This window comes from Blautia sp. AF14-40 (genome assembly GCF_003479665.1).
Lineage (GTDB): Bacteria > Bacillota > Clostridia > Lachnospirales > Lachnospiraceae > Fusicatenibacter > Fusicatenibacter saccharivorans.
The window spans coordinates 275,484-296,360 of sequence record NZ_QUHK01000001.1; the positions used below are offsets into that span (position 1 = coordinate 275,484).

17 protein-coding genes are annotated in these 20,877 nt (G+C 49.6%); all 17 read left to right on the plus strand.

What is annotated here, in order from left to right; genetic code table 11:
* The first annotated feature begins 14 nt into the window (after nt 1-14).
* The 17 genes from DWW13_RS01335 (at nt 15) to tyrS (ending at nt 20,805) form a co-directional block, all read left to right on the plus strand.
* Nucleotides 15-548, plus strand: a complete 534-nt coding sequence (locus DWW13_RS01335; RefSeq protein ID WP_022462298.1) for a hypothetical protein — start codon at nt 15-17, stop codon at nt 546-548.
* Nucleotides 545-1,717, plus strand: a complete 1,173-nt coding sequence (locus tag DWW13_RS01340; protein ID WP_022462299.1) for a hypothetical protein — start codon at nt 545-547, stop codon at nt 1,715-1,717. Before DWW13_RS01335 ends, DWW13_RS01340 begins: the two co-directional genes overlap by 4 nt.
* Entirely contained in the window at nt 1,714-4,356 is a 2,643-nt protein-coding gene (locus DWW13_RS01345; protein ID WP_118594739.1) for a SpaA isopeptide-forming pilin-related protein, read from the plus strand. Before DWW13_RS01340 ends, DWW13_RS01345 begins: the two co-directional genes overlap by 4 nt.
* A 52-nt stretch (nt 4,357-4,408) precedes the next feature.
* Nucleotides 4,409-5,242, plus strand: coding sequence for a class B sortase (locus DWW13_RS01350; protein ID WP_158565010.1), 834 nt, complete (start codon nt 4,409-4,411; stop codon nt 5,240-5,242).
* A 53-nt stretch (nt 5,243-5,295) separates the two neighbouring features.
* Entirely contained in the window at nt 5,296-6,996 is a 1,701-nt protein-coding gene (locus DWW13_RS01355; protein ID WP_117812893.1) for a MutS-related protein, read from the plus strand.
* Between the two features lie 134 nt (nt 6,997-7,130).
* Nucleotides 7,131-8,303 (plus strand): cobalt-precorrin-5B (C(1))-methyltransferase CbiD, encoded by a 1,173-nt coding sequence (gene cbiD, locus DWW13_RS01360; RefSeq protein ID WP_055226415.1) that lies wholly within the window; start codon nt 7,131-7,133, stop codon nt 8,301-8,303.
* 7 nt (nt 8,304-8,310) lie between these two features.
* Nucleotides 8,311-9,003: a precorrin-2 C(20)-methyltransferase gene (cobI, locus tag DWW13_RS01365; RefSeq protein WP_022462304.1), complete on the plus strand. Its 693-nt coding sequence runs from the start codon at nt 8,311-8,313 to the stop codon at nt 9,001-9,003.
* Entirely contained in the window at nt 9,004-9,762 is a 759-nt protein-coding gene (gene cobM, locus DWW13_RS01370) for a precorrin-4 C(11)-methyltransferase (RefSeq protein ID WP_022462305.1), read from the plus strand.
* A 1-nt stretch (nt 9,763) separates the two neighbouring features.
* Complete coding sequence (locus DWW13_RS01375; RefSeq protein WP_118719008.1) at nt 9,764-10,795, plus strand: cobalt-precorrin 5A hydrolase; 1,032 nt, start codon at nt 9,764-9,766, stop codon at nt 10,793-10,795.
* Nucleotides 10,792-11,523, plus strand: a complete 732-nt coding sequence (gene cobJ, locus DWW13_RS01380; protein ID WP_022462307.1) for a precorrin-3B C(17)-methyltransferase — start codon at nt 10,792-10,794, stop codon at nt 11,521-11,523. Before DWW13_RS01375 ends, cobJ begins: the two co-directional genes overlap by 4 nt.
* Nucleotides 11,516-13,495, plus strand: coding sequence for a precorrin-6A reductase (gene cobK, locus DWW13_RS01385; protein ID WP_117760336.1), 1,980 nt, complete (start codon nt 11,516-11,518; stop codon nt 13,493-13,495). Before cobJ ends, cobK begins: the two co-directional genes overlap by 8 nt.
* On the plus strand, nt 13,492-14,901 hold the full coding sequence (locus DWW13_RS01390) for a cobyrinate a,c-diamide synthase (protein WP_117760335.1): 1,410 nt from the start codon (nt 13,492-13,494) through the stop codon (nt 14,899-14,901). The genes cobK and DWW13_RS01390 overlap by 4 nt, the downstream gene beginning before the upstream one ends.
* Nucleotides 14,898-15,863, plus strand: coding sequence for an adenosylcobinamide-phosphate synthase CbiB (gene cbiB / locus DWW13_RS01395; protein ID WP_118719010.1), 966 nt, complete (start codon nt 14,898-14,900; stop codon nt 15,861-15,863). The genes DWW13_RS01390 and cbiB overlap by 4 nt, the downstream gene beginning before the upstream one ends.
* A gap of 48 nt (nt 15,864-15,911) precedes the next feature.
* Nucleotides 15,912-16,958 carry a threonine-phosphate decarboxylase CobD gene (cobD, locus tag DWW13_RS01400; RefSeq protein ID WP_117760333.1) on the plus strand — a complete coding sequence of 349 codons (1,047 nt, stop codon included), beginning with the start codon at nt 15,912-15,914 and terminating at the stop codon, nt 16,956-16,958.
* An 11-nt stretch (nt 16,959-16,969) separates the two neighbouring features.
* Nucleotides 16,970-18,481, plus strand: coding sequence for a cobyric acid synthase (locus tag DWW13_RS01405; protein ID WP_117760332.1), 1,512 nt, complete (start codon nt 16,970-16,972; stop codon nt 18,479-18,481).
* A gap of 2 nt (nt 18,482-18,483) precedes the next feature.
* Entirely contained in the window at nt 18,484-19,128 is a 645-nt protein-coding gene (locus DWW13_RS01410; protein ID WP_055218068.1) for a precorrin-8X methylmutase, read from the plus strand.
* Between the two features lie 453 nt (nt 19,129-19,581).
* Nucleotides 19,582-20,805 carry a tyrosine--tRNA ligase gene (tyrS, locus tag DWW13_RS01415; RefSeq protein ID WP_055218066.1) on the plus strand — a complete coding sequence of 408 codons (1,224 nt, stop codon included), beginning with the start codon at nt 19,582-19,584 and terminating at the stop codon, nt 20,803-20,805.
* The last annotated feature ends 72 nt before the right edge of the window (nt 20,806-20,877 follow it).

The window sequence follows — 20,877 nt, forward strand, 5'->3', positions numbered from 1 at the left end:
CTGGGGGACAAAAGATGAAGAAAAAGACGAAACGGCTGTTTTTCCTTGCGGGTGCGGCCGGGTGTACGATGGCGGCAGCCATTTGGCTGCTGCCGGGAACTTCGGCGTATTTTACAGATCACGAGAGTGTCTGGAATCGTATGGTGTTCGGACATAATACAAGTACGATCGATGAAGAATTTCCGACACCGACGCCCGTACCGCCAGGGAAAAGTGTGGTAAAGAGAGTAAAAATCAGAAATGAAGGTTCCGTTGCCTGCTATATTCGTGCGGCACTTATATTCAGTGAACCAATTGAAGCGATTGAGGGACTTGATACGGAAAACTGGGTAAAAGGAGAAGATGACTACTATTATTACAAAAAACCGGTTTCAGAAGGCGAAAGCACGACGGAATTGTTTACCGGAATCCGCGTTGCAAAAGAAATGGAACAGAAAGAACTTGAGGTTTCGGTCTATGAGGAATCGGTGCAGATCCAGAAGGGGAATATGGTATTTCACGGCTATCGGGAGGCATGGGATGCTTATGAGAGAGGTGGTCAGACATGAAAGGAAAACGCGTCAGGATCGGATGTGCGGCGGCGAGTCTTCTGATGGGAATCAGCGGAACGTATGCATATTACCGGAGCAGTGTTGAGACCATTAACAAAATAGCTGTCGGAGATGTAAATATTGGAATCTGGGAATATGAGGAAGACGGGGATGGAGAAAAGAAGTATGAGGGACCGGAAAACGGCATTGTACTGCCTTCCCAGGTGATTTCAAAAATTCCGCGGATCACCAATTATGCCGAACCATGCTATGTCCGCGTAAAGCCTGTGTTTGATGCGGAAGAAACGCAGGATTACCGTCTGGGGGAAGAGGATCTTGGGGGAATCGAGGACGTCTGGCTGAAAGCAGGAGAGTATTATTATTATCCCAAAGTGCTGGGAAAGCAGGAATCTGTCGATTTTTTCCGTACAATCACCATTCCATCTGCGTGGACCAGTGAGGCGGAGGGACAGGTGCTGTCCGTTGAAATCCAGGCGGAGGCCGTACAGGCAGCGAATGTGACGCCGGATTTTACGGCAGAAGCTCCGTGGGGAGAAGAACTGGAAATTGAACAGTGTGTCCACGAGGCGGATAATACCGTTTCGGAGGTTTCGCAGCAGAGCTTCCTCACCGTTTCGTACGAAGGAGCAGCGCGGAATCTGATCTTGGCACCCGACAATTTCTTTCGGAACTTTCCAGTGCTGATGCCGGGAGATGAATGGGAAGATACGTTCACACTGGTGAACACGACAGCAAGCCGTGCAGAATTTTTTCTGCGGACGGAACTTCCGGAAGAACTCAGTGAAACAGAAAAAGAACTGCTTTCCAAGGTGAAACTGGAAATACGAGAGGGAAACAGCGTGATTTATGAAGGTGATTTAGAGAGTGAGGGACTATGGGCAGCAAAAAGTCTTGGAATATGCAGTCCAGATGAACGGAAAGAAATCTGTTTTTCAATCCGTGTGCCGTCAGAACTTGGAAATGAATGGGCACTTCGGAAAAGCGGGGTAAAATGGATTTTTTCTGTCGAAGGAGAAGATCTGCCGCAGGAAGAAGGCCCCTCTATCTGGCACAGCGCGCCAAAAACAGGTCTGCGCGATCCGTCAGCAGCGGTCCCCATTGGAATTGCCGTGACAGGAGCCTTCCTGTTTCTTGCCGCGGGCCGGTCTGAAAGGAGGGAAGAATGAAAAGAGCAAAGAAAAGCTTCTGGTTTCTCGCAGGAATTCTGCTGTTGTTGGGATTTTGTTTTCGGGAAGATGTTCTGGCTTCGAGTCTTACGAGTCTTCCTTCTCTTTCGAAAGCCGGAATCGGAGAAGTTGTATCATCGGACTCTGTTATTGACGGCCGATATGATTTTACCCCGCTGATCGGAAGTGAGACAAAAATCCGTTTTGGAAGTACAGATGGAAGTACCTGGGACAATCTGTTCTGCAAAAACGGAGAGAGCCATTCGAAATGCTGTTCCACATGGTGGCCGGCGGCCGATGTGAAGGGATGGAGTAATCTCCGTTCCTTCACGCCGCTGGAGTCGAAAAAAGGAAAAATGTATGCGGAATATACGAATGTTGGAGAGTGCCACGGGGAAAATGTAACGATGCGGATCTGGCTGGAAGACTGGCAGAACACGGTTGTACCATCAGGGTATGAGGACGTGGATGCGGTAGTCGTGGCGATTGACCACAATAAGCCGGTCATTGATATTAAAGGTCTGCTCTGGATCAAGGTACGGTTTGCTTATTACGACAGTAAAGGAAATCCGCTGAATGTGAAAGGGTATTTTACACTTTCAGATCTGGACTTTAAGCAGGGCTTTTATCTGGCTGATGAGACAGAACATATCTATCTGACGAAGGAGGCAGATGCCAGAATCGTCTACGATGCCAGAACAGAAGCGATCTGGTCGGCAAGACGCGGCTCTGAGCCGGACGGTGGAACAACTCCGGAAAATTCGGAAGGCTGGGTTACAGTTACCTTTGAAGGAAATTCCCAGACGATGATTTTCTATGATGGAGGCACTAACGACGCGGTAACTGGTCCTGGCGGCGGAGTAAAAGCACCGAAAAAATGGCCGGATAATTTTGTAAACGATACTTCCAGTACGTACAACAACTGGCATGGAGCATCCCGGGAAACGGGAATAACTGTTGTGCCGTGGAATACTTCGGAATTTGGTTACACAGCGAACGTTCCCTGTCATCTGTCGAAAGTAGGAGATCTTGTAGTGAAAAAAATGGATGCAGAGACAAAAGAAGCTATTTCGGGTGCAGAATTTACCGTGTACCGCTGGAAAAACAACACCTGGAGTGAATTCAAAAAGATGAACTGGGTGAAAAAAACGGGTTCTTATCTGCTGGAGGGAATTCTGGATACAGACAGTGAAAATGGAAAATTCCGTGTTGTGGAGACAAAGAATCCAGCTGGTTATGCAGGAAGCTGGGAGCAGGAATTTTCCATTGACAAGGAAGGCATGCAGACGATCCATCTGGAGGCAGAAAACACAAGAAAAACAGGCTCACTGAAGATAAAAAAGACGGAAGAAAACTCAGGGAAAGCACTTTCTGGTGCAACATATCAGGTGATTGCGAGCGGAGCAATTACAACGGTAAACGGAACAGTGCTGTTTCCGGATCAGGCGGTAGCAGCTGTGCTGAAAACGGATGAAAATGGAGAGGCGTTCAAAGACGGGCTGGAGTACGGAACGTATCTTGTGCGGGAAACGGCGGCTCCAAATGGATATGTGCTGGATCCGACGGAAAAGAAAATAACGATCGGGGAACAAAACGCACAGATCACACTGACGTTTACAAACTGGAAGAACCGTTTTATTCTGCAGAAAGTAAGTCAGGGAGACGGAAAAGTGCTTCAGGGAGCAGCCTTTCATATCTGGACGAAAGATGGAAGTTTTGATGAGACAAAAAAGACGGATGCAAATGGAAAAATTGAGCTGACGGGACTTTTGGACGGTGTCTGGTACTATCAGGAGACAGCATCTCCGGAGGGCTATCTGCTGGACAGCACATGCCGGGAATTTGTGGTAGAAAACGGAAAAATTGACGGTAAATCGGAACTGTCGGTGACGGTCGAAAATGATGGAACACATCTGACAATTGAAAAAATAGATGCAGAGAGCGGAAAACGAATTTCCGGCGCAAAGCTGGTATTAAAAGATATGGATGGAAACCGTGTGGACAGCTGGATTTCAGGAGGAAGCGGCCCGCATGAACTGGAAAAATTAAAGCCGGGTTCTTATGTCATTGTGGAGGAGGCCGCGCCGGATGGATACCTTGCGGCAGAACCGGTTTCGTTTGTGCTGGAGGCAAAACAGGAAGTGCAGACCGTGACGATGAAGGATCTTGCATGTGAAACCTTGACGATTACAAAGAAGATTAAGGCGGATGAGATTACATGGGCGCATGGAAATCCAACGTTTCTGTTTTCCGTGAAGGGAAAGGATCTGTATGGAAAAGAACATACATACCAATGCTATCTTACGTTTACAAAAACACAGGTGGAGAAAACGACAGATCAGGACGGCTACACGGAACAGTCGGTACAGATCCGGGGAATTCCGGCAGGAAACGATTACCGGGTACAGGAGAAGAAGGTGCTGCGGTATTCGCTTATGCAGGTGACAGGTACGAAGAATGTTACCGTGAAAAAACTAGAAGAGCCGGCATATGGAAAAGATCCTGCGCGCGTCTTTTCGGTATCGGTAAATCTTTGCGGACATCCCAAAGAAAGTGAGGTTGTATTTGAAAATCAGAAATACCGCTGGGATGATTATGGACACAACAGTATTGTAAAAAACCGGATTCCGGTTGAATAACAAAATGGAAAAAACATTCCACCATCGGTTCGGGTGGTGGAATGAAAACAAAATGGAGAGAGAAAAAATCGGCAGAAAAAGAAGAGGGATTGCAGTTCTGACATTGGCGGCGCTTTTTTTCTGGTATCTGCCGCAGATTCAGGTAAGCCGGCAGATTCGAAAAGAACAGGAAGAAGCGGTGGAGATGTATGTCAGAGAAGAAAAAGAAGAGAACAAAGAGGAAAACGAAAAAAGCGAAGAAGTGCAGGAGCAGGAACCGGGCAGTACAGACAAAAATCTGTTTCGGACAATTGATTTTGCAGGACTTCGATCAAAAAATAGAGAAATCTGCGCGTGGCTCTGGATTCCGGGCTGCGCCTTAGATGTTCCGGTTGCGCACGGGCAGGATAACGCATATTATCTGACACACGATGCGTTTTGCAGGGAGCGGATTTACGGCAGTATTTTTGCACCGTGTGATACACCGGAGGATTTTTCTGAACGTCACACGATTTTATATGGGCATAATATGCGGGATGGAACGATGTTCGGAGGATTGAAAAAGTATCGTGAAGCGTCGTGGAAACAGGAATTTCCGTATCTGTACCTGTATTTGCCGGGTGAAGCATGGCAGTGCCGTATTTGGAGTGTGGAGGAGACGGATGCCAAAAGTGATGTTTACCGGCTGGGAGCATGGAGCGATGCGGACTGGAATGCATGGGTACAGGAAAGAAAAGAAAACAGCATGATCTTTGGCAGCGGTGAGGAAAAGGAAGTTCAAAAGATACTTACCCTTTCCACCTGCATTGGTGACGGCAGCAGTTCACAGAGACTGGCTGTACATGCGGCGGTGGAGATGATTTTTGCAACAAAATCTGGAAGGGAAGAGGGTTCTGTGCTAGAATAAGACAGAATCAAAAGACTTATGATACAGAGCAGGAAAAAGGATGGCGATAAGACATGAAAGAACTGTATACGGCAGCAGGAATTTTTGTGGTTCTGATACTGCTGGGAGTTTGGATGGTACAGAATAACAGAAATGAACAGGAAAAGAAGCTGGTACAACTGCGGAAGAAATGGGGAAAAAAGCAGGAGAAACGGACGGCACGGGAAAAGAAAGAAAAACTGGAAGCGTGTCTGAGACGAAAAGCAGGGGAAAACTTCTGCGTGGACGCGATTACCTGGAATGACCTGGATCTCGATGCGGTTTTTGACACAGTCGACCACACAGTGTCGGTGTGCGGGGAAGAATATCTGTACACGGCGCTTCGGATGCCGGTCACAACAACAGAAATCAGGGAAGAGCGGGAACGGCTGATGAAGCTTTTTGCAGAGAACCAAAAAGCCAGAGAAGCAGTGCAGAAAGCACTTCTTTTGATGGGAAAAGAAAAGATGAATCCGCCGACAGAAGAAATAGCCGTACTGATGGAGGCGGAGCCGGGAGAGAAGGGGAAATATCTTCTGATGGCCGGTATTGCTGTGCTTGGAATTGGACTGCTGTTTGTACTGCCTCCGCTGGGTGTGTCTGTTCTGTTTGCTTCTATGGTCGGCAACGGACTGATGCATGGAAGGGAGAGCAAAAAGCTGGAGAGTGCATTAAAAGCGTTTGGCTGTATCCTGCGGCTGCAGCGGACAGCCAGGGAACTTGGAAAAGAAAAAATTTCCGGACTGGAAATGTATCAGAAGCGTCTGGAAGAACAGGAAAAACAACTCCGTCCGATTACAAGAAAATGCAGAACACTTGTGAATACGAAAGAATCGCAGGGCGGTGCAGCAAACATGATTTTTGCATACTTTCGCACGTTCTTTCTGCTGGATCTGATCGAGTATTCTTCGGTTGTTTCCGGAGTGAAATCGTATGAAAAAGCGATTCTGCAGATGGCAGAGGATCTTGGACTCCTGGACTTTGCACTGTCTGCAGCATCGTACCGGGAGAGCCTTTCGTATTACTGCCGGCCGGAATTCCTGGATGAGAAAAAGGCGGGCTGTCGGATCGATGTGGAGGAGCTTTATCATCCGCTTCTGACACATCCGGTGGCAAACAGTCTGTATGCGGAGGGCGGAATTCTGCTGACCGGCTCGAATGCGTCGGGAAAATCCACATTTATGAAAAACATGGCAGTGAATGCGATTCTGGCACAGGCACTGAACACGAGTCTTTCGAAGCGGTACCGCGGTGTTGTGTGCCGGATCATGACATCCATGGCACTCCGCGATAATCTGGCACAGGGAGAGAGTTACTTTGTTGTGGAAGTAAAATCTTTAAAACGGATTCTGGAGGCAAGCCGTGAAAAAACACCGCTTCTGTGCGTCATTGATGAGGTGCTGCGGGGAACAAACACGACGGAGCGGATTGCAGCGTCAGAGAGTGTGCTTGCTGCCCTGCGCCGTGCAAATGTGCTCTGTCTTGCAGCAACACATGATACTGAACTGACGTATCTGCTGGAAGATCTCTACACCAATTATCATTTTGAAGAGCAGATTACCGCGCAGAGTATTTCCTTCCCGTATCGCCTGGAACAGGGGCCGGCAAGAGGAAAGAATGCGATTGCGCTGCTTGGAAATATGGGAATTGATGAAAAAATTGTGAAACAGGCAGAAAGAAGAGCTGCGGAGTTTGAAACAACAGGAAGCTGGGAAAAGAATAAGTTTCTGAGATAGAAAAACAGCCGGGAAAAATTGATCTTTTTTGAAAAAATATGCGAAAATGGTTCAGCATTTTTTCATTGTGTGTTATGATAAAATAGATCGCGTGATCCGGCAGAAAAACCGCCGGATCTGTTAAGGAGAAAAACATGAGCAGGACAGGCTTGGAAGATGCATATATTATGCGCGGCAGCAAGAAACTCCGCATGGGATATACGACGGGTTCCTGCGCTGCAGCGGCAGCGCGGGGAGCGGCGTTTATGCTGCTTTCCGGGAAAGAAATACAGGAAGTGAAAATCCATACGCCAAAGGGCATTGTTCTGAATCTGGAATTGCTGGATATCCGGAGAAGTGCCGAAAAAGTAAGCTGTGCCGTCCGAAAAGACGGCGGGGATGATCCGGATGTGACAGATAAAGCATTGATTTACGCGGAAGTGACGTTTGGAACAGAAGAGGGAATTGTAATCGATGGAGGATTCGGCGTCGGGCGTGTGACAAAGCCGGGGCTGGATCAGCCGGTCGGAAACGCGGCGATCAACCATGTACCGCGCCAGATGATCCGCGAGAATGTGGAGGAGATTCAGAAAAAACTCGATGATTTCCGCGCACTGCAGGTTATCATCTCCGTACCGGAAGGGGAAGAACTGGCAAAGCATACATTCAATCCGAGACTTGGCATCACCGGCGGCATTTCAATCCTTGGAACGAGCGGGATTGTAGTGCCGATGAGCGAGGAGGCGCTGATTTCCACGATCCGCGTCGAGATGGAAATGCGGAAAGCACAGGGTGACCGCGTCCTTCTGGTGACACCGGGAAATTACGGACAGGACTTCTTAAAAACGTATCCGTGGGTCCGTGCAGACCATTCCGTTAAGTGCAGTAATTACGTCGGAAAAACACTGGAATTTGCAGCTGAGCTCGGCTTTGACGCCATCCTTTTTGTGGCCCATCTTGGAAAATTTGTCAAGGTGTCCGGCGGAATTATGAATACCCATTCCCACGAGGCAGACTGCCGTGCGGAGCTTCTTACGGCGCAGGCGGTGCGTGCAGGGGCGGATCTTGCACTGGCAAAAAAACTGCTGGAGACTGGAACGACGGAAGAAGCGGTGCAGATTTTAAAGGAAGCAGGATGCCTGAAAGAGACCATGGAAAAAGTGACAGAAAAAATTGCTTTTTACATGAATTACCATATTGAGGGCAGAGTGCAGACGGAGGCGATTGTTTTTTCAAGCAATGAGGGCCTGCTCGGGGAAACCCCGGGAGCGGGAGAACTTCTGGAGCGCCTGCGGGAGCAGGAAGAAAAAGAAAACAGAAAAGAGTAAAAACAAAATGACAGGAATTTTATTTGGAACAGGAATCGGACCGGGAGACCCGGAGCTTATGACGTTAAAGGCCGTCCGTCTGATCCGGGAAAATGATACGATTGCAGTACCAGGAGAGAAACCGGAAGAGAGCATTGCCTACCAGATTGCTGTTCAGGCAGTGCCGGAACTGGCAGAAAAAGAGCTCGTTGCTATTCCAATGCCGATGACAAAGAATGCCAAAGAACTGGAGGAAAATCACCGGCGCGGTGCAGAAAAAATAGAGGAGCTGCTGGATGCAGGAAAAAACGTAGTATTTCTGACACTCGGAGATCCAACCGTGTATTCTACCTACCTTTATGTACACAGACGGGTACTGGAAGACGGTTACGATGCGAGAATTGTAAGCGGTGTTACATCGTTCTGCGCGGCAGCAGCATCTCTTTCCGAGGGACTGGTGGAAAATTCCGAAGAACTGCATGTGATTCCGGCGTCTTATCAGATTGAAGATGCACTGGAACTTTCAGGAACAAAGGTTCTGATGAAAGCGGGTAAAAAGATGCCGGCTGTGAAACAGTTCCTGAAGGAAAAGAACTGCCGGGCGGTGATGGTAGAAAACTGCGGCATGGATACGGAACAGAAGTATTTCAGCGCGGAAGAAATCCCGGACCAGGCAAGTTACTATTCACTGATTATTGTAAAAGAAAAGAGGAAAAAATAGATGGTACATTTTATTGGAGCGGGCCCTGGAGCCCCGGATCTGATTACGGTAAGAGGACAGAAGCTGCTTGGTGAGGCGGACATTATCATTTATGCAGGTTCTCTTGTCAATCCGGCACTGCTGGATCTGAAAAAAGAGGGCTGTGTGGTATATAACAGTGCAACCATGACGCTGGAGCAGGTGATTGATGTTATGAAAGAGGCCGAAAGCAAAGGCCAGACTGTGGCAAGACTCCACACGGGAGATCCGTGCCTGTACGGTGCAATCCGCGAACAGATTGATGCGCTCGATGCCCTTGGAATCGCTCACGATGACTGTCCAGGTGTCAGCTCTTTCTGCGGAGCGGCTGCTGCCCTTGAAATGGAATATACGCTGCCGGATATCTCCCAGAGTGTTGTCATCACCAGAATGGCCGGAAGAACACCGGTTCCGGAGCGGGAGAGCATTGCGTCTTTTGCGGCACATCAGGCAACGATGGTTGTATTCTTAAGCACGGGACTCTTAGAGGAACTTTCCCGTGAGCTGATTGCAGGCGGCTATACGGCAGATACTCCGGCAGCGATCGTTTACAAAGCAACCTGGCCGGAGGAGAAGACGTTCGTCTGCACCGTTGGAACACTTGCCGAGACGGCGAAAAAGAACCAGATCACCAAGACAGCGCTGATGATCATCGGAAATGCCGTTTCCCAGGGAAATTACCGCAGAAGTGATCTGTACAATCCGGCGTTTACCACCGAATTCCGAGAGGCAGAAAAATAAGATGAAAATAGCCATAGCAAGTTTTACAAGAAACGGATGCGTCTGGAATCAAAAACTCTGTGCGGCACTGAAAAAACACAGCTGTGAAGGATATGCACTGGAAAAGTACGGGAAAGAAGCGGGAATTCCTGCGATTGCACCGTCGCTTCCTGCATGGACAGAGCGCATGTTTCAGAAAATGGATGCGATTTTGTTTATCGGAGCGTGCGGGATTGCGGTGCGCAGTATTGCACCGTACGTGAAAAGTAAAAAGACAGATCCGGCGGTTCTGTGTATGGATGAACAGGGAAAGTTTGTGATTTCATTACTTTCCGGCCATATCGGCGGAGCAAACGAGCTGACGGAAGAAGTTGCAGCTGTAACGGATGCGGTTCCGGTCATTACAACGGCAACGGATGTCAATCACAAGTTTGCGGTCGATGTCTTTGCTGTAAAAAATCATTGTGAAATTTGTGAGATGGAGCTGGCAAAAGAGACAGCGGCGCTTCTGGTGGACGGAAAAACGGTTGGATTCTGCAGCCGTTTTCCGGTGGAGGGAACAAAACCGGAGGAACTGATCCCGGAAGAGGCGGCAAAACCGTCGATGGGAATCTGCATTACCACATCGGAAGAGGATTCGCCATATGAGAGAACACTTCACCTGATCCCGAAGGTGATCACCGTCGGCATCGGCTGTAAGAAGAATACACCGGCCGGCCGGATTGAAGAAAAGGTTCTTGCGGCACTTGCGGCGGCCGGGATTTCTCCAAAAGCAGTTCGACAGGCGGCAAGTATTGATCTGAAAGCGCAGGAGCCGGGAATTCTGCAGCTGGTGGAAAAGTATGGCTGGCAGTACCGGACCTTTTCTGCAGAAGAACTGGAAACGGCGGAGGGGGAATTTACGCCGTCTCCGTTTGTGAAGAAGATTACAGGAATTGACAATGTCTGTGAGCGCAGCGCAGTTCTTGCCGGCGGCAGACTGATAAAGAAAAAAAAGGCAGCGGACGGTGTAACAGTTGCACTGGCTGCGGCGGACTGGAGGGCAGTATTTTGAGTACAATTTTTGTCGTGGGCATCGGCCCCGGAGCATATGAAAAAATGACGATCGAGGCGGCGGATGCGCTGCGGAACTGCGATGTGATCATCGGCTATACCGTCTATGTGGATCTGGTAAAAGAACATTTTGCAGGAAAAGAATTTCTGACGACGCCGATGCGGAAAGAGGTGGAGCGCTGCCGTCTAGCATTTGAAACTGCGGCAGAGGGAAAACAGGTTGCTATGATCTGCAGCGGAGATGCCGGCGTTTACGGTATGGCAGGTCTGATGTATGAGCTTTCGGAAGAATGGCCTGATATTGAAATTAAGGTAATTCCAGGCGTGACCGCCGCAACGGGAGGCGCTGCCGTTCTTGGTGCACCGTTGATCCACGATTTCGCCCTGATCAGCCTGAGCGATCTTCTGACACCGTGGGAGAAAATTGAAAAACGTCTTCTGCTGGCATCGGAAGCGGATTTTGTCATCTGTCTTTATAACCCGGGAAGCCATAAGAGAGCGGATTATCTGGAAAAAGCGTGTGATCTGATGCTTCGTTACAAAGCGCCGGAAACCGTCTGCGGAATCGTAAGCCAGATCGGAAGAGACGGGGAGACGAGCCGGACCATGACGCTTGCAGAACTTCGCAATACAAAAGTGGATATGTTTACGACGGTATTTATCGGAAACAGTCAGACAAAGGAAATCCGGGATCACATGGTAACGCCGAGGGGATATCGCTATGAATAAAGTAATCGTCTTTGCCGGAACGACGGAAGGCCGGGAAATCTGCAGTTTTCTGAAGAAATATGAGATTGCATCCCTTGCCTGTACGGCGACAGAATACGGCAAGTGCCGGATCGAGGAGGGCGGTGCCCTGACGGTTCGAAGCGGAAGACTGACAGAAGAAGAGATGGAACAGCTTTTTGGCGAAGAACAGCCGGAAATGGTTATCGATGCAACCCATCCGTATGCCGATCTTGTGTCGGAAAATATCCGGTCTGCATGTGAAAAAGCAGGAAAAACGTATCTTCGGCTGCTGCGGCCGTCGCTTGCGGCAGATCCATCCTGCGTCATGGTCGATACGACAGAAGAAGCGGTATCGTATCTGGCGGGCACAGAGGGAAAGATTCTGGTGACAACAGGAAGCAAGGAACTCGCAAAATTTGCAGAGCTTCCGGATTATAAAAACCGTGTGTATGCCCGGGTGCTGCCGTTGCCAGGCGTAATTGCATCCTGCGCGGAACTTGGATTTGATGCCGCACATACCATAGGCATGCAGGGACCGTTTTCTATGGACATGAACGTTGCAATGCTGCAGTCGTTCCATGCCGAATGGATGGTAACGAAGGAATCCGGAAGAAACGGCGGCTTTGAAGAAAAAATTGAGGCAGCAAAAAAGGCCGGTGTCCGTGTCGTTCTGATCGGCCGTCCGAAAGAGGAAGAAGGACTCTCGGAGGACGAGGTCAAGCGGTATCTCGTTGAAAAATTTGATCTGTCCGTGAAACGGGACGTCGTGATCGCCGGAATCGGACCTGGTGCAGAAGCACAGATGACGCTGGCGCTCGTAGACGCGTGTGAGCAGGCGGATGTGCTGATCGGTGCGGGACGCATGACAAAAGCAGTAGAAAAATATCAGAAGCCAATGCTTGCAGAATACAGCCCGGAAAAGATTTACGAGTATCTGAAGGCGCACCCGGAATATGAAAAGATTGTTCTTCTGCAGTCGGGTGATGTCGGCTTTTACAGCGGAGCAAAGAAACTTCAGGCCGTCCTTGCGGAAGATGCGGATTTTTCTGTCCGTGTAGAGCCGGGAATTTCTTCGCTGGTTTATTTCTGTGCCAAAATCGGAGTGTCCTGGGAGGATGCAGCATTTGTGAGCCTGCACGGACAGCACTGCAACTTTCTGGAGACGGTCCGCCGAAACCGGAAAACTCTGGCGATCGCCGGCGGAAAGGGCAGTGTCAGGGAAATCTGCCAGACGTTAAGTTCGTACGGCTGGGAGCAGATTGTGCTGCATGTGGGAACGGATCTGTCGTATCCGGAAGAACAGATTGTGACAGGAACCCCATTCGAACTTGCTAAAATGGAGTTTGCTCCGCTTGCGGTTCTTCTGTTTGAAAACCCGAATCCGGAACCAGAGTTTACAGCCGGCATGGCAGATGAAGTATTTCTGCGTGACAAAGTACCGATGACCAAGCGGGAAGTGCGCAATGCGTCTCTTTCTCATCTGCAGCTTTCTTTGAATTCTGTTGTCTATGATATTGGATCGGGCACAGGTTCTGTTTCGATTGAGATGGCGCTTCGTGCAGCACAGGGAAAGGTATATGCGATAGAAAAAAATCCGGCAGCCGTTGCACTTCTGCAGGAAAATAAAAAGAAATTTGCAGTGGATCATCTGGAAATTATTGAGGGAACTGCACCGGAAGCACTCGAAGCACTCCCGGTTCCGACGCATGCATTTATCGGCGGGTCTGCCGGAAACTTAAAAGAGATTCTGGAACTGCTCCTGCGGAAGAATCCGAACATCCGTGTGGTATTAAATACAGTAACCGTGGAAACATTAGCGGAGGCAGCATCGTGTTTCAAAAAACTTGCGTTTGAAGAGCCGGAAATCGTCTGCCTGCAGGCTTCCAATGCGAAAAAGGCCGGAAGAAGCCATCTGATGATTGCCCAGAATCCGGTTTATATCTTTACAGCCCAGGGAGGTGCCAAAGAATGAAAGCACCAAGAATCATGCTGGCAGCAGGAAGGAGCGGAAGCGGGAAAACGATGATCACCTGCGGACTGCTCCGTGCACTGCAGCAGATGGGAAAGCAGCCCGCAGCGTTTAAATGCGGCCCGGATTATATCGATCCGATGTTTCACGAACAGGTAATCGGCGCCCCGTCGTGTAATCTGGATCCGTTTTTCACAGAGGAAGAAACAACACAGTATCTGTTCTGCAAACATGCAGCGGGTCATGACATTTCCGTATTGGAAGGCGTTATGGGGTATTACGACGGTCTTGGCGGAATTTCTACCAAAGGCAGCGCCTACGATCTCGCCGGTATGACAAAAACGCCGGTTCTTCTGGTTGTCGATGCCAAAGGCATGAGCGTTTCAGCGCTTGCCTTTATCAAGGGATACCTGCAGTACAAAGAGGACAGCCGGATCGCCGGTGTAATCTTTAACCGGATGTCAGAGATGCTGTACCGGGAGATCGCGCCGATGGCGGAAAAAGAACTTGGCATTTTCTGTGTCGGCTTTGTGCCGGAACTGAAGGAATGCCACTTAGAAAGCCGCCACCTCGGCCTTGTGATGCCGGATGAGGTGGAAAATCTGCAGGAGCAGGTCAATCTGCTTGCAGAAACACTGCAGAAGACACTGGATTTTGAAAAAATTCTTGCGATTGCAGAAGGGGCAGAAGAGCTCTCGGGAAAAATGCCGGAAGTCCTGCGTAAGGTGACAGAAAGCGAAGCAGCCGCCAAGGTGCGTGCTGCGAAGCCGATTCTTGCCGTTGCAAAGGATGAAGCATTTTGTTTCTTTTATCGGGATAATCTGGAGCTTCTCGCGTCACTTGGAGCCAAAATCGAATATTTTTCGCCGCTTTCCGATGCGGAGCCGCCAAAGAATACAGACGGATTTCTGTTCTGCGGCGGCTACCCGGAGCTGCACGCAGAAGAGCTTTCGGAAAACCAGACCATGAGAACGAAGATCCGCGATAACATCCGTCAGGGAATGCCGGTTCTTGCAGAATGCGGCGGTTATATGTACCTGTCAGAATCCATGGAGGATATGGATGGAAATGTGTATCCTATGGTACAGGCTGTTCCGGGAAATGTTTACCGGACAAAAAAGCTGGGAAGATTCGGCTATATCACCCTCACGCCAAACACGAAAGATACCTTTCGGAACGGCGGAAATCCGGTGCGCGGCCATGAGTTCCATTACTTTGACAGCACAGACTGCGGAAGTGCATGGCATGCGGCAAAACCGCTGCGGAAGCGGAACTGGGAATGCATTCATGCGACAAAACGGATGATGGCGGGATTCCCGCATCTTTACTATATGGCAAGTCCGCACCTCGCACTGGAATTTCTGGAGCAGTGTGTCTCTTACCGGAAAGAACAGGAGAAAACAAGATGAAAACAGCATTAGCAGCCCTGATTGTGGGCTATGGATTGGACCTGCTGCTTGGAGATCCCTCCTTTTTGTACCATCCGATCCGTGTGATCGGAAATCTCATTGCCCTGCTGGAAAAATGGCTGCGGAAGGTATTTCCGAAAACGCCAAAGGGAGAGCTTGCCGGAGGAGTTTTTCTCGTGATCCTCGTCTGTCTGGCGGGATACGGTGTTCCGGCACTGCTGCTCTTTGCGGCATTTAAAATTCATCCGGTCATCGGCTTCCTTCTGGAGGTTCTCTGGTGCTGGCAGATTCCGGCAACGAAATGCCTGAAGGATGAGAGCATGAAGGTCTATCAGAAATTAAAAGAAAACGATCTTCCGGGGGCGCGCTATGCGGTTTCCATGATCGTAGGACGTGATACGGAAAATCTTTCGGAAACAGGAGTGACGAAAGCTGCCGTGGAAACGATCGCGGAGAATACGTCGGACGGTGTCATTGCACCGCTCCTCTTTCTTGCCCTCGGCGGACCGGCATTGGGCTTTCTGTATAAGTCCATCAATACCATGGATTCCATGGTGGGATACAAAAATGACAAATATCTGTATTTTGGACGGTGTGCGGCAAAGCTGGACGATGTCGTCAATTACATACCGGCGAGAATCAGCGCATGGCTGATGATTCTTGCGTCTGCATGCGAGCGCATGAACTGGAAAAATGCAGAAAAAATTTACAAACGCGACCGTTACTGCCACGCCAGCCCAAATTCTGCGCAGACAGAAGCAGTTATGGCAGGGGCGCTGGAAGTACAGCTTGCCGGAGATGCCGTGTATTTCGGCAAAGTCGTAAAGAAACCAACGATCGGCGATGATATCCGCCCGGTCGAGGCGGAAGATATCAAAAGAGCAAATCATCTGATGTATCTGACCTCGTTCCTCGGACTGGTGTTCTTTGCGGGAATCCGCGCGCTCTTTTTATTTCTGTAAAAAGAGAAGATAGAAACACAACGGAAAAGAGAAAGGAAGGCATATGGTATGAGACAAAATCCACATGGAGGAGACATTTACACGAAAAAATGCAGAGTCGATTTTTCTGTGAATGTCAATCCTCTTGGAGCTCCGGAAAGTGTGAAAGAGGCGGTGAGAAAGAGCGCGGAATCGGTGGAACAGTATCCTGACGCACTGTGCCGGGACCTGACCCGGGCACTGTCGGAAAAGGAGCAGCTTCCAGAAGAAAATATCCTGTTTGCAAACGGCGCCGCGGAGCTTATTTTTGCCCTGACACAGGCTCTCCGCCCGAAAAAAGCGCTGATTGCAGCGCCGGGATTTGCAGAGTATGAAGCAGCGCTTTCAGCGGCAGGGTGTTTTATCCGTATGTATCTGCTGCAAAAGGAAAAAGGCTTTCTTTTACAGGACGATTTCTGCGATGATCTGACCGACGATCTGGATCTTGTTTTTTTATGTAATCCAAATAATCCAACCGGCCTTACGATTCCGCAGGAACTTCTTTTAAAGATCCTGGATAACTGCCGGGAGCGTAACATCTATCTGGTGCTGGATGAGTGTTTCATAGAATTTCTGCCGGAGCCGGAAAAAGTGACGATGCAGGGAAAACTGGACGAATATCCGAATCTGCTGATTCTGCGTGCGTTCACAAAGATTTACGCAATGCCGGGCCTGCGTCTTGGCTATCTGCTCTGCAGCGACGAGGATCTGCTGGATCGGATCAGCCGCAGCATGCAGTCGTGGAATGTTTCGATTCCGGCGCAGATGGCAGGCCTTGCCGCCCTGAACGAGGATGCTTACGTCAAAGAAGCACGGGAACTGATCGGAAAAGAACGCGCCTGGATGAAAGCAGAACTGGAAAAAGCAGGTCTTACCGTATGGGATTCCTGTGCAAATTATTTGTTCTTTGAGGGACCGAAAGGACTTGCCGCACGGCTGGAAAAAGGCGGCATTCTGATCCGCGACTGTTCCAACTACTCGGGCCTTGCCGACGGATATTACCGTGCAGCCGTACGCACACATGAAGAAAACCAGATTCTGACAGAAGCCGTTTCACAGATTCTGCAGTGGTTTTAGGAGGAAAAACGATGGCGAAAGTAATTATGATACAGGGAACGATGTCAAATGCGGGAAAGAGTCTGCTTGCGGCGGGCTTATGCCGGATTTTCCATCAGGACGGATACCGTGTGGCGCCGTTCAAATCACAGAATATGGCGCTGAATTCGTTTATTACGAGAGAAGGCCTTGAGATGGGACGTGCACAGGTCATGCAGGCGGAAGCGGCCGGGATCGAACCGTCCGTTTTGATGAACCCGATTCTGTTAAAGCCGACGAATGACACCGGTTCGCAGGTGATTGTAAACGGTGAGGTACTGGGAAACATGAGTGCGCGGGAATATTTTTCCCACAAAAAAGAGCTGATCCCGGACATCATGAAAGCGTACCATGCACTGGAAGAACAGTATGATATCATTGTGATCGAGGGAGCCGGAAGTCCGGCGGAGATCAACCTGAAAGCCGATGATATCGTCAATATGGGAATGGCAAAGCTTGTGGATGCACCGGTGCTCCTCGTCGGAGATATTGACCGCGGCGGCGTTTTTGCTCAGCTTTACGGTACCGTAGAGCTTTTAGAGCCGGATGAGCGCGACCGCATCAAGGGTCTGATTATCAACAAATTCCGCGGGGACAAAACCATCCTGGACCCGGGCGTTGTGATGCTGGAAGAAAAAACACACATCCCGGTGGTCGGCGTGGCGCCGTATCTCCACATCGAAGTGGAAGACGAGGACAGTCTGACCGAGCGATTCACCAGAAAAGAGGAGATCGGTCTCATTGACCTTGCGGTCATCCGTCTCCCGCGTATTTCAAACTTCACCGATTTCAACCCGTTCGAGCGGATCGAAGGCGTATCACTCCGCTACGTAAGCTCTGTCTCCGAACTGAAAAATCCGGATATGATTCTGCTTCCGGGAACGAAAAACACGATGGAGGATCTGCTCTGGATGCGTCAGAATGGTCTGGAAGCGGCCGTACTGAAGGCGGCTGCGGCCGGAAAAGTAATTTTCGGTGTCTGCGGCGGCTTCCAGATGCTCGGAGATACGCTGAGCGATCCGCTGCATGTCGAAGCCGGCGGAACGATCAAAGGAATGGGACTCCTGCCGATGGATACCGTATTTGCCGGTGAGAAGACGAGAACCCGCGCGGAGGGCGCTTTTGGAAAAACAGAAGGCGTTCTTGCCGGGATCGAGGGAACCCGGATTGAGGGCTATGAAATCCATATGGGAGAAACGGTGCGGAAAGAAGAAACAGAAGCATTCACGTTCATCGATGATCAGAACCGTGCTGATTCGGATAAGCTGGACGGTGCACAGAAAGGAAATGTGTACGGTACGTATGTGCACGGCATTTTCGACAAAGAAGAAGTTGCCGAACGGATCGTGGAAGCACTTGCAAAGAATAAGGGAATTGCCATGGAGCAGATTCACGGTGTCGATTACCAGACATTCAAAGAGACACAGTACGATATTCTCGCAGATGCGCTGCGCGAGCATCTCGACATGAAGAAGATTTATCAAATTCTGGAAGAAGGGGCATAAAGATGAAGATAGAACTGGAGCAGGTAAGCCCGCACGAGATTGAAAAGAGAAGCTTTGAAATTATCACGGAAGAATTAAACGGAAGAACGTTTCCAGAGGATCAGGAACTGGTTGTAAAGCGGTGTATCCACACAAGTGCGGATTTTGATTATGCGGATAATCTCTGCTTTTCGGAGCATGCGGTGGCAAAAGGCATCGAGGCGATCCGGGAGGGAGCCTGCATTGTGACGGATACGCAGATGGCAAGATCCGGCATCAACAAAAAGGTGCTTGCGCGCCACGGCGGTGAAGCGCTCTGCTTTATGTCAGACGAAGATGTTGCGGCAAGAGCAAAAGAAACCGGAAGCACCCGCGCGGCAGCCTGCATGGAAAAAGCAGCGGAGCTGGATAAAAAGCTGATTATTGCGGTTGGAAATGCGCCGACGGCACTGGTCCGCCTCTATGAACTGATCGGGGAAGGAAAAATAAAACCGGCGCTGATCATCGGAGTTCCGGTCGGCTTTGTCAATGTGGTACAGTCCAAAGAACTGATTATGCAGACCAATATCCCGTATATCGTGGCACGCGGACGAAAAGGCGGCAGCAATATCGCGGCGTGCATCTGCAACGCACTCCTGTATATGATGGATCAGGACCGCGGATATTAAAAATAGATGAAAAAACGGAAAGCAGAAGTCTTGACAGATTTCGAATCACCGTTTATACTATGGAACATGGAAAAAGGCTTGGAAGGGAACAAGTAGACGTACAAAAACGCGGACAGAAAGCAGCCGGCAGATGAGAGGCGCATGCAGGTTCTGTACGATTCGAATACATCCCGGAGTTGCGCACCGAATAAAACGGGCGGCAGAAGAACTATGATGCACGTTTTTAGTAGGCTGCGACGTAAGAGACGAACGTTACAGCGTCAGGGTATTCAGAGGTTTTGGATACCGACAAAGGCAGCTGCCGTGAGACAGCTGTGAAGTAAGGTGGTAACACGGGAGATACGGGCTCTCGTCCTTTGAATCGGAAAGGACGGGAGTCTTTTTGTATAAAAAACTTTGGTCCCAGACGGTAACACATACCCGAAAGTCAACCGAAAAAAGGAGAAAAACAAAATGCAGATTTATGACGAACTGATCGCCAGAGGCCTTCTGGCACAGGTAACCGACGAAGATGAAATCAGAGACCTGGTAAACAATGGAAAAGCAACGTTCTATATCGGATTCGACTGCACCGCAGACAGTCTGACCGCAGGTCACTTCATGGCACTGACCCTGATGAAACGGATGCAGATGGCAGGAAACAAACCGATCGCCCTGATCGGCGGCGGCACCACCATGATCGGTGACCCGTCCGGAAGAACCGATATGAGAAAAATGCTGACCCGCGAGGAGATCGACCACAACGCAGAGTGCTTCAAACGTCAGATGGAGCGTTTCATCGAGTTCGGCGAGGGAAAAGCTATGATGCTCAACAACGCAGACTGGCTGCTGAACCTGAACTATGTAGAACTGCTCCGTGAGGTAGGTGCATGCTTCAGCGTCAACAACATGCTCCGTGCAGAGTGCTACAAACAGCGTATGGAAAAAGGTCTTTCCTTCCTGGAGTTCAACTATATGATTATGCAGAGCTACGACTTCTATCACATGTTCCAGAAATACGGCTGCAATATGCAGTTCGGCGGCGATGACCAGTGGTCCAACATGCTGGGAGGAACCGAACTGATCCGCCGTAAACTTGGAAAAGATGCCTATGCAATGACCATCACCCTTCTGACCGACTCTCAGGGCAAGAAGATGGGTAAAACCGCAGGAAACGCTGTATGGCTTGACCCGAACAAGACCAGCCCGTTCGATTTCTACCAGTACTGGAGAAACGTGGACGATGCCGATGTCTTAAAATGTATCCGTATGCTGACCTTCCTGCCGCTGGAGCAGATCGACGAGATGGATTCCTGGGAAGGAAGCAAGCTGAACGAGGCAAAAGAGATCCTGGCCTATGAGCTGACCTCCATGGTACACGGCGAGGAAGAAGCAAAGAAAGCGCAGGAAGGCGCACGTGCCGTATTCTCTACCGGAAGCTCCGAGCATATGCCGACCAGTGAAATTTCTGCAGAGGATTTCACGGACGATAAAATCGATATCGTAACCCTTCTTGTCAAAGCAGAGCTTGCAAAGACCAGAAACGAAGGACGCCGTGCCGTAGAGCAGGGCGGTGTATCCGTAGACGGTGAGAAAATCACAGATCCGAAATATGCCGTAGAAAAAGCAGCCTTCGGCGAGGACGGTATCGTTCTGAAAAAAGGAAAGAAGAATTTCAAAAAAATTTGCGTTAAATAATTAAGTGTGCTATTATAAAAGAATGGATTCCCGGAAGAAATTCCGGGACACACTGAATTATTTGGAGGACAA